General features: G+C 38.0%; 14 protein-coding genes. 4 read left to right on the plus strand and 10 right to left on the minus strand.

Annotated elements, in window-relative coordinates:
* Window positions 1–126 precede the first annotated feature (126 nt).
* From PING_RS21470 to zapE, 4 genes are all read right to left on the minus strand, one after another.
* Window positions 127–273, minus strand: a complete 147-nt coding sequence (locus PING_RS21470; protein ID WP_232279369.1) for a hypothetical protein — start codon at window positions 271–273, stop codon at window positions 127–129.
* A 479-nt stretch (window positions 274–752) separates the two neighbouring features.
* Window positions 753–1,142: a 30S ribosomal protein S9 gene (rpsI, locus tag PING_RS14825; RefSeq protein ID WP_011771134.1), complete on the minus strand. Its 390-nt coding sequence runs from the start codon at window positions 1,140–1,142 to the stop codon at window positions 753–755.
* A gap of 13 nt (window positions 1,143–1,155) precedes the next feature.
* Entirely contained in the window at window positions 1,156–1,584 is a 429-nt protein-coding gene (gene rplM, locus PING_RS14830) for a 50S ribosomal protein L13 (RefSeq protein ID WP_011771135.1), read from the minus strand.
* A gap of 273 nt (window positions 1,585–1,857) precedes the next feature.
* A complete protein-coding gene (gene zapE / locus PING_RS14835) occupies window positions 1,858–2,976 on the minus strand; it encodes a cell division protein ZapE (RefSeq protein ID WP_011771136.1) in 1,119 nt (372 codons plus the stop codon).
* 252 nt (window positions 2,977–3,228) lie between these two features.
* On the opposite strand from zapE, the gene PING_RS20705 reads away from it, so the two are divergent.
* From PING_RS20705 to degS, 3 genes are all read left to right on the plus strand, one after another.
* Window positions 3,229–3,390 (plus strand): hypothetical protein, encoded by a 162-nt coding sequence (locus tag PING_RS20705; protein WP_157035384.1) that lies wholly within the window; start codon window positions 3,229–3,231, stop codon window positions 3,388–3,390.
* A 297-nt stretch (window positions 3,391–3,687) separates the two neighbouring features.
* The gene (pykF, locus tag PING_RS14840) at window positions 3,688–5,097 is read left to right on the plus strand and encodes a pyruvate kinase PykF (protein ID WP_011771137.1); all 1,410 of its coding nucleotides are present in this window, start codon (window positions 3,688–3,690) and stop codon (window positions 5,095–5,097) included.
* A 404-nt stretch (window positions 5,098–5,501) separates the two neighbouring features.
* The gene (gene degS, locus PING_RS14845; RefSeq protein ID WP_011771138.1) at window positions 5,502–6,608 is read left to right on the plus strand and encodes an outer membrane-stress sensor serine endopeptidase DegS; all 1,107 of its coding nucleotides are present in this window, start codon (window positions 5,502–5,504) and stop codon (window positions 6,606–6,608) included.
* 83 nt (window positions 6,609–6,691) lie between these two features.
* Here degS and murA read toward each other — a convergent pair whose 3' ends face one another.
* The 6 genes from murA to PING_RS14880 form a co-directional block, all read right to left on the minus strand.
* On the minus strand, window positions 6,692–7,951 hold the full coding sequence (murA, locus tag PING_RS14850; protein ID WP_011771139.1) for a UDP-N-acetylglucosamine 1-carboxyvinyltransferase: 1,260 nt from the start codon (window positions 7,949–7,951) through the stop codon (window positions 6,692–6,694).
* A 19-nt stretch (window positions 7,952–7,970) separates the two neighbouring features.
* Window positions 7,971–8,219, minus strand: coding sequence for a BolA family protein (locus tag PING_RS14855; protein ID WP_011771140.1), 249 nt, complete (start codon window positions 8,217–8,219; stop codon window positions 7,971–7,973).
* Window positions 8,220–8,505: 286 nt separating this feature from the next.
* The gene (locus PING_RS14865; protein WP_011771142.1) at window positions 8,506–9,120 is read right to left on the minus strand and encodes an MlaC/ttg2D family ABC transporter substrate-binding protein; all 615 of its coding nucleotides are present in this window, start codon (window positions 9,118–9,120) and stop codon (window positions 8,506–8,508) included.
* On the minus strand, window positions 9,120–9,590 hold the full coding sequence (gene mlaD, locus PING_RS14870; RefSeq protein WP_041766541.1) for an outer membrane lipid asymmetry maintenance protein MlaD: 471 nt from the start codon (window positions 9,588–9,590) through the stop codon (window positions 9,120–9,122). The genes PING_RS14865 and mlaD overlap by 1 nt, the downstream gene beginning before the upstream one ends.
* A 203-nt stretch (window positions 9,591–9,793) precedes the next feature.
* Complete coding sequence (gene mlaE / locus PING_RS14875; protein ID WP_041766543.1) at window positions 9,794–10,570, minus strand: lipid asymmetry maintenance ABC transporter permease subunit MlaE; 777 nt, start codon at window positions 10,568–10,570, stop codon at window positions 9,794–9,796.
* The gene (locus PING_RS14880) at window positions 10,570–11,379 is read right to left on the minus strand and encodes an ATP-binding cassette domain-containing protein (RefSeq protein ID WP_011771145.1); all 810 of its coding nucleotides are present in this window, start codon (window positions 11,377–11,379) and stop codon (window positions 10,570–10,572) included. The genes mlaE and PING_RS14880 overlap by 1 nt, the downstream gene beginning before the upstream one ends.
* A gap of 342 nt (window positions 11,380–11,721) precedes the next feature.
* Between PING_RS14880 and PING_RS21640 the strand changes: the two genes are divergently transcribed.
* Window positions 11,722–11,850 carry a hypothetical protein gene (locus PING_RS21640; RefSeq protein WP_269571527.1) on the plus strand — a complete coding sequence of 43 codons (129 nt, stop codon included), beginning with the start codon at window positions 11,722–11,724 and terminating at the stop codon, window positions 11,848–11,850.
* The last annotated feature ends 95 nt before the right edge of the window (window positions 11,851–11,945 follow it).

Here is an 11,945-nt window from a genome sequence, read left to right on the forward strand (position 1 = left end):
TACTTACAAGCGATTAACATTGTTTTGCGACAAGGAATAGAGAAAAGCAGTACTTAATTGACCATGCTCTCATTAGCAAGCGGAACTTAATGATAACTCATCATAAAAATATAAATTTAAAGGCACTTACTGGTCTTTATTTACGCTATCTATCATTGATGCTACACCAGCTTTTACTAATATGTCGAGATTTTTATAAACCCAAAACAGCGCTTTATCCTCCCCTCCTACCCGGTCAATTTTATTTAATATTACTTTGAATAATTTATCCACTTGCTAATGCTCGGCAACGTAGCATTGTAAAAAATAAAAAATTGAATAATCATGTTTGGAGAATGCAGTATGGGTTTGTTTTTTATGATAAAAAAATCATAAAAGAATATATCAGTAAAAATATTTTTAATGATTTATATTGATGTAGCAGTGCTGTTATAGAGACTAGAACGGCCAATGCGCCTGTTTCACTTGCATAGGTGACAAAAGATTAAGACGAAAAATTGCTTGTATTGCACGCCCTCACAGTCATAAAGTCGGCCCTCAAAACCTTTATCCTCACACTATGCACACATTTATAAATATAGATTTGACCAATAAATTTGCTCATTAAGCTTTTAAACCATTAGCTCTGCCAACATAATATATCCCCTATATTAAAAACAGATGTAAAGGAAGCATAAGCTCAAAATATCTAAATAGCAGGCAAAAAAAAGCCCAGTATAAACTGGGCTTTTGCAATTCTTGAAAACGAAATATTAACGTTTTGAGAACTGTGGACGTTTACGTGCTTTATGTAGACCCACTTTCTTACGTTCAACTTCACGTGCATCACGGGTAACATAACCTGCGGCGCGTAGTTCAGAACGAAGTGTTTCGTCATACTGCATTAATGCACGAGTGATACCCAGACGGATAGCACCAGATTGACCCGTACTACCACCACCTTTAACAGTGATGTTCAGATCGAATTTATCAGTAACGCCGATAAGTTCTAGTGGTTGACGAACAACCATACAAGCAGTTTCACGACCAAAATATTGGTCAATGTTACGCTTGTTGATAGTGATTTGACCACTACCTGCTTTTACAAACACTCGAGCTACAGAGCTTTTGCGACGACCAGTGCCGTAGTATTGATTTGCCATTGTTTTAATCCTATTAAATGTCTAAAACTTGTGGTTGCTGTGCAGAATGTTGATGCTCAGTACCAGCATAAACTTTCAACTTACGGTACATTGCACGACCTAATGGGCCACGTGGTAACATACCTTTAACAGCTTTTTCAATAACACGTTCAGGTGCGCGCTTGATAAGATCTTCAAAGCTAATCGCTTTAATTCCACCAATGAAACCAGTATGGTGATAATAGATTTTACCTTTAGCTTTATTACCTGTTACAGTAATTTTCTCTGCATTGATAACGATGATGTAATCGCCAGTATCAACATGCGGAGTGTATTCTGCTTTATGTTTACCACGTAAACGTAAAGCGATTTCAGTAGCCAAACGGCCTAAAGTTTTACCTTCAGCATCGACTACAAACCAGTCGCGTTTGACTTCAGCTGGTTTAGCAACAAAAGTTTTCATTAAGTTATACCCAAATTAATGATATTAAAAAATATGATTGTCAATATTGACAACCAAAAATGTATTTTGCCATTTCGTATCCCTTCGAATACGTCAAGCGTAAACAGATCCACCCTTTAAACTTTGGGGAGGTGGATAACGTGGGCGACAGAATTGTACAGAAAATGGAGGCAGAAATCACCTTAATATTGAAATAATTATTGATAACATTAATGTCTTTCTTTGTCGTCGCTTTATTTATGCAAAACGAGGGGGCAAAAAAACCTTAAGCCGTTATTTTTGTTCAACATGGTGAGCCTGCATTAAATAGGTTTTGCTTTGCATCTCTGACAAACGTGATACACAACGTTGGAATTCAAAATTAAGTTGCTCTCCAATATACAGATCCATTATCTTAACTTCAGCAGAGATAACCACAGCCACATGGTGATCATAAAATTCATCGACCATCGCAATAAAACGCCTGACAATATCATTATGCAAATCATCCATCTGCTTTATATTCGCGATAATAACAGTGCGGTATAATATGGCTATTTCAATATAATCCAATACGCTTCTTGGTCCGTCACAAAGTGAATCAAACTCAATACTTAAGGTATCAATACTATTGGCGATGCTGGGGATCAGGCGGGAATTGATTTCTATATTTTGTCCATAAACTTTATCTCCATCCGCTAAATTTTCAAAGGCATTTTTTATCTGCAGGGAGGCACTGCTGTCTAGAGGGTAGTGATAAATTTCACTGTTTATTAAACGGCCAATGCGATAATCGCGCCCACCGTCTAAATTGAACACTTCACAATGGACCTTAACTAAGTCAATAACAGGCAAAAAACGTGCGCGTTGCAGACCATTTTTATAAAGATCATCGGGGTGAATATTGGAGGTTGCAACCAATACAATGCCCTGTTCAAATAATGCGGTTAACATGCCGGCTAAAATCATTGCATCGGTTATATCATCAACATAAAACTCATCAAAACACAAAACATCAGTTTCAAATGAGAACTTTTGCGCAATTTTAACTAAAGGATTCGCCTGTCCCTGCAATTCAGAAAGTTCTTTGTGCACTCTAAGCATAAAGTGATGGAAGTGCAGTCGTTGTTTGCGCTTTGTTGGTAAGCTATGAAAGAAAAGATCCACAAGGTAAGTTTTACCACGGCCCACCCCGCCATAAAAATAGATCCCTTTAAATTGCTTTTTTTTGCTTGTTGGTGTGGATAGTTTGTTAATCAAGCGTGACAACACGCTGCTTTTTTTATTTTCAATGGGCGGTGTTTGCAGATCCATATACAAACGTTGCAGCTGCTGTATAGCAATTGCCTGTGCAGGATCCTCAAAGAAGTTCTTTTTTTGTAAATCGGCGCGATATAAATTTAGGGGGGTCACAGAGCACTCACAAGTTTTTTTATAACATTATTGGAGCATCATAACAGTAAAGCCAAGTCGACAAAATTTGAATTTGTACCCAATTTACACAAATTGATTAATGTCAGATATTTTAATCACTGCTTTCTTGTTAATACCAAAAGAACTCAAAAGGTAATAACCCTACTGATTAAATTTCAATTTCCCAAAAAATATTTAATTTTAGCGCTATTGAAACTATTATTTTGAGTCATTACCTATGGAGAATCTACCGTGAAGAAGTTAATTGCTTATTTTCTGATTAACCACAGCTTAATCGCATTTAGTGCAAGGACAAATGCTGCTTTGTCTCTAACCGTTGCCGGCAGTGATACTTTTAGTCTCGCCTTAATCGAAAAAAATTCAAAATCATACCGAACTAACCCAGTTGATTAACAGTTCACCCCAAATATTAGCGCTCAATATAGTGCGTGATAATAGAACATTATATTTAACATTAAATGATCCCGCCCAAAAAACAGCCACAAATTGAATTTAAAACAAACAAAAATAGAGTAAAAATTAAACAAATATAAAAAAACAGAAATTAAATGCTTCAAAATCATACTTTATCAAAAGAATTTCTGTAAAATATGCCCATCAAATACAGATATTGATAAACACGTTTTAATCTCTATTAAAAAAATTACAATTAATAAACTTAATAAACTTAATAACTATCGGAGAATAACGGTGAGAAAAACTAAAATAGTTTGTACTATTGGTCCAAAATCAGAATCAAAAGAGATGTTAGGTAAATTAGTCAAAAATGGCATGAATGTAATGCGCCTTAACTTCTCGCACGGTGATTTTAACGAACATGGTGGTCGAATTAATACTATCCGTGAAATTTGCCGAGAAACGGGTAAAAATGTTGCCATTTTATTAGATACCAAAGGTCCTGAAATTCGTACAGTTAAACTAACCAACGGTGCTGATGTATTATTAACGGCAGGACAAGAGTTCACTTTAACAACGGATCAAACTGTTGTGGGTGACAACACTGTGGTAGCCGTAACTTATGAAAATCTAACCAATGATTTAGCGGTAGGTAACACGGTATTACTTGATGACGGCCTAATTGAACTAACCGTTAAACGTATTACCGATACAGAGGTTATCTGTGATGTTATGAACACCGGTGAACTGGGCGAAAATAAAGGCGTTAACCTTCCAGGTGTTAAAGTTCAGCTGCCTGCTCTGTCTCCTAAAGATAAAGGCGATTTAATATTTGGTTGTGAACAACAAGTTGATTTTATTGCAGCATCATTTATTCGTAAAAAAGAAGACGTATTGGAAATCCGTGAGTTATTAAAAGCTCACGGTGGCGAAAAAATTCACATCATCTCTAAAATAGAAAACCAAGAAGGTGTTGATAACTTTGATGAAATCCTAGCAGCTTCAGACGCTATTATGGTCGCTCGTGGTGACTTAGGCGTTGAAATTGCAGTTGAAGAAGTGATCTTCGCACAAAAAATGATGATCGAAAAAGCAAATGCTGCTCGAAAGCCTGTTATTACAGCGACACAAATGCTTGATTCAATGATCAAAAATCCACGACCAACGCGTGCTGAAGCGGGCGATGTTGCCAATGCTATCTTAGATGGCACTGATGCAGTCATGCTTTCAGGTGAAAGTGCTAAAGGAAAATACCCTGCAGAAGCGGTTGAAATTATGGCAACTATCTGTGAGCGAACCGATCAAGTCATGCATGTCAGAGTTGATAATATTACAAAAGATATCCGTATCACAGAAGCAGTATGCAGCGGTGCAGTTAACAATGCAGAGCAACTAGATGCTAAATTAATCATAGTAGCAACGGGTGCCGGCAAGTCTGCACGCTCTTTACGTAAATACTTTCCAAGGACTCAAATCCTGGCGTTAACCAGTAATCCAAAAACAGCACAACAACTTGCATTAGTAAAAGGGGTTTCTGCTAAAATTGTTGAAGCTCAAAATTCAATGGAAGAGTTCTACCAACTTGGTATGGATATGAGTAAACAGCTTGGTCTTGTTACTGCTGGTGATAAAGTCATAATAGTCGCTGGTGCGCTTGTGGCTTCCGGTACGACAAACACTTCTTCTGTACACGTTATTGTTTAATCAATAAATAATCAGACTATTTAAGCATCACCTTATACCAATTCCACTAATTAAATGATCTATTTAGGCACCGGAAAAACGCATAAAAGCAAGGCATTGATTGCAGTAACTAGTTGTTCTAATTATACAAAATAGTAGGGAACTATTTTGAACAGCTTCAGCTGGCCACGAAGTGGTGAATAACAGGATGTTATGAATCAAATCAATAGCACAGACTAAAACAGGGTTTTATGTCTAGCTAGCATGTGTTTTAACACGCATAAATGAGCAGAAAATTAATGGATTTGGTATTAGGTGGTGCTTTTTTTTACCAATTTCTCAATAACATACAATAAACACCCTTCCCTCTCCTATTTTGTATATAATCTTTGTTGTCACTTTCACTTATCGACCTGGTTAACAAAATGAACTTTAAAACGCGCTTGCTGTATTTTTTAAAACCCATTTTTTGGGGGATTATTATTGCGATATTAATCGTTTATGGCGCACGGTTAGGGACAGTTTTAACATCGCTTTTAGCCAACGATAAAGTCGCAAGTTATAGCGAATCAGTCAAAAAAGCATCCCCTGCAGTGGTTAATATTTACTCTCAACAATATGTAGACTCGACTTTCAACAACAACAAACAACAGCTTCAACCGACGGGGTTAGGATCCGGCATTATTGTTGATAAAAAAGGTTACATTTTAACCAACTACCATGTTATTAAACAGGCTGATCAGATACTTATCGCTTTACAGGACGGCCGTCTCTTTACCGCCACTGTGGTCGGGAGTGATGTAATAACCGACTTAGCGGTACTGCAAATTGAGGGCAATAACCTGCCGGTGATCCCTCAGAACAGTCAATATAATCCTCAAGTTGGCGATATAGTACTCGCTATTGGTAATCCCTATAACTTAGGGCAAACCATCACTCAGGGTGTTATCAGTGCCACCGGACGCAGTGGTATGAGTTCATCTGGCCGTCAGGATTTCCTGCAGACAGATGCGGCTATTAACGAAGGAAACTCAGGGGGAGCATTAATTAATAGCCGAGGTGAGTTAGTTGGTATTAATACCTCTGAATTTTACAGTCGTCGTCAAAATATTAGTTATGGTATTAGTTTTGCTATTCCCTATCAGCTTTCGCAGCGGATAATGAACAGCCTAATTAGAGATGGTCGCGTTATTCGTGGCTCCTTAGGTATAGTGGCCGAAAATTTAGATCCGCTTTTAGCGCGTCTTTGGGGCTTAAAAGCACAAAACAGCACCATCATAAAAGAAGTTCAGGAAGGAGGACCTGCTAGTATTGCGGGGGTTGAAGTCAATGATATTTTACTAAAAATCAATAATACGGCTGTTGAAAACTTAATTTTTGCGATGGATATGGTGGCAGAAATACCGCCAGGCACAAAGGCCGTATTAACGGTATTACGTAAAGGAGAGGAAATGGATATCGACGTCATTATTGGCGAGCTGAGTAATCCCCCTCAAAATACAAATAGCACTGACAAAGAAATTAACCCTTAATAGAACAAAAAAAAGGGAAGCACTAAGCTTCCCTTTTTTTGTTATTCACAGCATCAAAACAGCCTGTAAAAAATGAATTAACGTTAATTTTCAATACGCTTAATCTTTGCACCCAGCGCAATCAACTTATTTTCTATTGCTTCATAACCCCGGTCAATGTGGTAAATCTCATCAACAATCGTTTCACCCTCGGCGATTAAGCCTGCAATCACTAAACTTGCCGATGCACGTAAATCTGTCGCCATCACTTCTGCGCCACACAGCGGATCAGGATCACCACAAATGGCAAGATTACCTTCCAATATAATATTTGCGCCCATTCGTTGTAATTCAGGCACATGCATAAAACGATTTTCAAAAATGTTTTCTTTGATTCGTCCCGTGCCGGGAGCAACGGTATTTAACACCGTAAATTGTGCCTGCATATCCGTTGGGAATGCAGGATGCGGAGCCGTTGAGATATTCACTGATTTCAATTGACGATCAATCATATCAACCTCAATCCAATCACTGCCCGTTGTCACTGCGGCACCCGCTTCTTCTAATTTAGACAGTACAGCCGTTAATAAATGCGGGGCGGTTTTAAGACACTTAACTTTACCACCACTTACCACACCTGCCACTAAAAAAGTCCCCGTCTCAATGCGATCCGGCTGCACCTGATAGCTACAATCACCCAAAGACTCAACACCTTCAATTGTTAAAGTATCTGTTCCTGCGCCTGAAATCTTGCCACCCATACCATTAATAAAGTTAGCCAGATCAACAAGTTCAGGTTCTTTCGCTGCATTTTCGATGGTCGTAACACCCTCAGCAAGCGCCGCTGCCATCATTAAATTACCCGTGCCGGTAACACTGACCATATCCATGTACAAATGTGCACCCTTTAAACGCCCATTAACACGCGCTTTAATAAAGCCATTCTGCACTTTAATGATTGCCCCCATCTGCTCTAAACCATGGATATGCAGATTAACCGGGCGAGCGCCAATAGCACAGCCCCCAGGTAATGAGATATCGGCTTCACCAAAACGGGCAACTAAAGGGCCTAGCGCCAAAATAGACGCACGCATACTGCGTACTAACTCATAGGAAGCGGTATAGTTTTTCACCGATGAAGCATTAATATGTACTTCATGTCCATCTTGTGATGCTTCTGCACCTAATTCTTTTAAAAGCTCAAGTGTTGTCGAGATATCTTTTAACAGCGGGACATTCGTTAAATTCACATTACCTTTTGATAATAAGCTCGCAAATAGAATTGGTAATGCAGCATTTTTGGCACCGGATATTGTCACCTCCCCTTTTAATTGGCAACCACCTTGAATTAAAAACTGACCCATTAAATTGTCCTTATCTCTTTTAAATAAAATGCTTTTGTTTTTGCCACTCATCGGGTGTTAAGGCTTTAATGCTGAGAGCATGAATGGCATTACTTGCTATCTCCTCGGTTAACGGATCATAAATAGCCTGCTGTTTTTTCACTCTACTCATATCTGCAAACATGGCACTGACTGCGATCACTTGAAAAGTGCCATTTTCGCCTTTGACTATGCATTCATCAAGCGCTAGCGCTTGTTCTAATTTTTCTTTAATTATTTCAGTATTCATTGTTTCAGTATTCATGGTATAACTCGCTACTTGAAGAGAAAACTCACCCCATATAAACCCGCTAAGATTAATATTTTATCAGACACACCCTCAAAGCAGACATTTGGACTAATTGTTTTAATTTGTACCAAATATGCAATACCGGCTGAGTCTATATTTGTAAGGTGCTGTAAATCTATTTTTTTTGTATTTTTATAGGTTTTAATATTCGAAAATTTTTTCGCGGACAACTCGCTTAACAGCAGGTCACCCTTCAGTACTATTGTCTCGTCATTGATGCTTGTAGTCACGAGGAAAACTCGCTATTTTTCTTTTTTAGCAATTTGATAACATGATCAATACCTTCTCTTTGAATAAGTTCACTTATCTCTGACTGCTTAGTATTTAACATGCTGATCCCCTCTGCGATAACATCAAACACTTTCCATTCCCCGGATTTTTGATTTTCCCGCAGTTTAAAACTCAATTGAGCTACTTGACCATCTTTACTCCGAATCCTAACCGGAATGGTCACTATATTCGCATTTTTAAAGTTCGTATTAGCGGATATCTCTATCTCTTGTTGATCATATTTGAATAAAATATTGCTATAGGAGTTAATCAAATAGAGTCGGAAGACTTCAACAAATTCATTACGCTGATCAACAGTGGTGTCTCTTAAATGTGCTCCCAATACCTTGTAAGCTGCGTACTTATAATCAAAATAAGGAATTAACTCCTCTTCAATGACCACTTTTATATAATCGGGCTCCGTTTTTAAACGAGCTTCCTCAGCCGTAATTCTAGCAAATGTCTTAGTTGATACAGATTGAATAACCTTATTTGGGTTACTCATATCTATTTCATCACTAAATACTCCACCTGAAAAAAGCAGTGTCATTACCATTAATAAATAACGCATTAATCCCCCTTATTCATTGAATAGATAAATTGACCAATTAAATCTTCAAGAACGATAGCAGATTTAGTATCCTCAAAACGTCCTCCTTCTTCTAACATATTAACCCCCTCGATAATAAAACCGGGTTGCAGGCCGATATATTGCTCACCTAATAAACCCGAGGTTAAAATCGAAACTGAAGAGGTTTCTGGATAATACCCTTTATTTTCGAACATAGCCAAACGCACAACTGGCATATAACTCTCTTTATTTAAACTAATTTCTTCAACTCTGCCGACAACAACACCACCAAGTTTCACTGGCGATCTAACTTTTAAACCACCAACATTTGAAAAACTGGCATACAGAGTATAACTGCGGCCTTCCCCCTTAAAGGAAAGACCGGCAACATTAAAAGCTAATATGGCCAATGAGATCATTGCGCCAATGACAAAAATGCCAACCCATAATTCTGTTTTTTTCTGAGACATATTTATTTCCATTTTTTATATGACGGATTACGCTCCGAACATAAATACCGTTAATATAAAATCCATTGCTAACATTTAATAATGGTGATGAAACAACCACTTGTTATATGACGGATTACGCTCCGAACATAAACACCGTTAATATAAAGTCCATTGCTAACATTTAATAATGGTGATGAAACAACCACTTGTTATATGACGGATTACGCTCCGAACATAAACACCGTTAATATAAAATCCATTGCTAACACTAATAATGATGAAACGACTACTGTCTGTGTTGTTGAGCGACTAATACCGATAGCGTTTGGCATCACATAATAACCATTATAAAGTGCTACCCAGGTAATCATTACACCAAAGACAATACTCTTAATCACGCCATTCATAACATCCGGCAGATAATCAACACTGCCCTGCATCACAGACCAATACGCTCCGCCATCAACCCCCATCCAAGAGACACCGATTAAATATCCTCCCCAAATAGCCACCACATTAAACATCAATGTTAGCAACGGCAGCGTCACGATGCCGGCAAGAAAACGCGGTGCTATCACACGTTTAAGAGGGGAAACTGCCATCATTTCCATACTGGCAATTTGCTCGGTGCTTTGCATTAAACCAATTTCAGCGGTCAGCGCAGAGCCTGCTCGCCCGGCAAAAAGTAAGGCCGTTACAACGGGCCCTAACTCTCTTAATAACGATAAAGCCACCATGCTGCCTAAACTTTCCTCGGCAGCATAATCAACCAGCACATTATAACCCTGTAAGCTTAATACCATGCCGATAAACAAACCAGCGGTTAATATAATCGGTAAAGATAAAATACCAAGTTGAAATATCTGTCCGATAAATAAAGGAAACAATTTAGGGTGCGGCATGCCGAACATTGTATGGAACAACATTACGCAGGACTTTCCCGTCGTTTTTATAAAATATAAAGATAAACGCCCGACGGCGCCAGCAAAATCTAACATTATCGACTTACCTTTTGTAAATCAGATTGAAAATCATCGCTTTTGAAATGGAAAGGGACAGGCCCTTCACTTTTGCCCAGCAAAAACTGTTGTAATAATTCATTTTCAGTTTGCGCGAGTATTGACTCGACAGAGCCTTGCGCAATAATTTTCTCATCCGCTAATACGTAAACATTATCTGCAATAGACAAGACCTCTTTAACATCATGGGTCACAATAATAGAGGTCAAGCCTAAATTCTCATTGAGCTGTTTAATTAATTTCAACAACACATTCATTGAGATAGGATCTTGCCCGCTAAACGGCTCATCATACATAATCAGCTCAGGATCAAGTGCGATTGCGCGAGCTAATGCGACACGGCGCGCCATGCCACCGGATAATTGTTGCGGCATTAAATCTCGTGCTCCCCTTAAACCAACCGCTTCTAACTTCATTAAAACTAATATTTCGAGCAAAGATTGATCGAGTTGGTGATGCTCTCGTAAAGGAAATGCGACATTTTCAAAAACAGAAAGCTCGTTAAATAATGCGCCACTTTGAAATAACATACCCATTTTTTTACGTGCTTGATAAAGTTCATCCGTTGAGCAGTTATGAAGTGCGCTTTGGTTAAAAAATATCTCACCACTATCGACAGCCAGTTGCCCGCCAATAAGTTTTAATAATGTTGTTTTTCCTATGCCACTAGGACCTAATATCGCAGTGATTTTACCGCGCTCAAACTCAAAACATAAATTATTAAATAATAATTTATCACTTCGAGAGAAGCATAAGTTTTTTATTTCAAGGTGAAGCGGGGTTTTCATAGATGGTTACGCTCTTTATATAAACACGAATCGACAGTGTAAAGTGATGGGATTTTTTATACAAATATTTATTGAAAATAGAAAATTGAGAATTTATTTATTGGCAGATCCTAGGATCAACCAGTGACATCCAACTCCTGAACTTAACACATTGATCTAGAATAACTTATTTGCTCATTGACTGCGCGATCTAAAATAAATTATTTACTCATTGACTGCGTAATCTAAAATAATGCGATATAATACTCTGGCCTCGCGAGTATTAAATATTGTTTAAAGGTGAGTTGGGATTAGCACATGTTTTTTGTGAGGCTTTATTTTTAGAAAAATGCCGGTAACAATGTGAATAACAACGCAAATAACAACGCACTTTTAAGACGCCAACCGCTTGACTATTTTGAAAGTCTGTTAACCGCTGGTTTTGATATTATGAATGTCTGTTATGGCGGTCAATATAATCTTAGCCGTTAGACCAATAATCATAGCTCGCGTTAACGCATCCATTTTGTTATTTTATTATTTTTTTACTAACTTGTCAGTCATCACTAACTTATTAGTAACACATA

Source organism: Psychromonas ingrahamii 37 (assembly GCF_000015285.1).
GTDB lineage: Bacteria > Pseudomonadota > Gammaproteobacteria > Enterobacterales > Psychromonadaceae > Psychromonas > Psychromonas ingrahamii.

Bases quoted from the DNA above. Each gene is read 5' to 3' on its own strand.
- degS (WP_011771138.1), top strand. From the start codon at position 5,502: ATGAACTTTAAAACGCGCTTGCTGTATTTTTTAAAACCCATTTTTTGG.
- rplM (WP_011771135.1), bottom strand. From the start codon at position 1,584: ATGAAAACTTTTGTTGCTAAACCAGCTGAAGTCAAACGCGACTGGTTT.
- rpsI (WP_011771134.1), bottom strand. From the start codon at position 1,142: ATGGCAAATCAATACTACGGCACTGGTCGTCGCAAAAGCTCTGTAGCT.
- PING_RS14880 (WP_011771145.1), bottom strand. From the start codon at position 11,379: ATGAAAACCCCGCTTCACCTTGAAATAAAAAACTTATGCTTCTCTCGA.
- PING_RS14855 (WP_011771140.1), bottom strand. From the start codon at position 8,219: ATGAATACTGAAATAATTAAAGAAAAATTAGAACAAGCGCTAGCGCTT.
- mlaD (WP_041766541.1), bottom strand. From the start codon at position 9,590: ATGTCTCAGAAAAAAACAGAATTATGGGTTGGCATTTTTGTCATTGGC.
- PING_RS14865 (WP_011771142.1), bottom strand. From the start codon at position 9,120: ATGCGTTATTTATTAATGGTAATGACACTGCTTTTTTCAGGTGGAGTA.
- mlaE (WP_041766543.1), bottom strand. From the start codon at position 10,570: ATGTTAGATTTTGCTGGCGCCGTCGGGCGTTTATCTTTATATTTTATA.
- murA (WP_011771139.1), bottom strand. From the start codon at position 7,951: ATGGGTCAGTTTTTAATTCAAGGTGGTTGCCAATTAAAAGGGGAGGTG.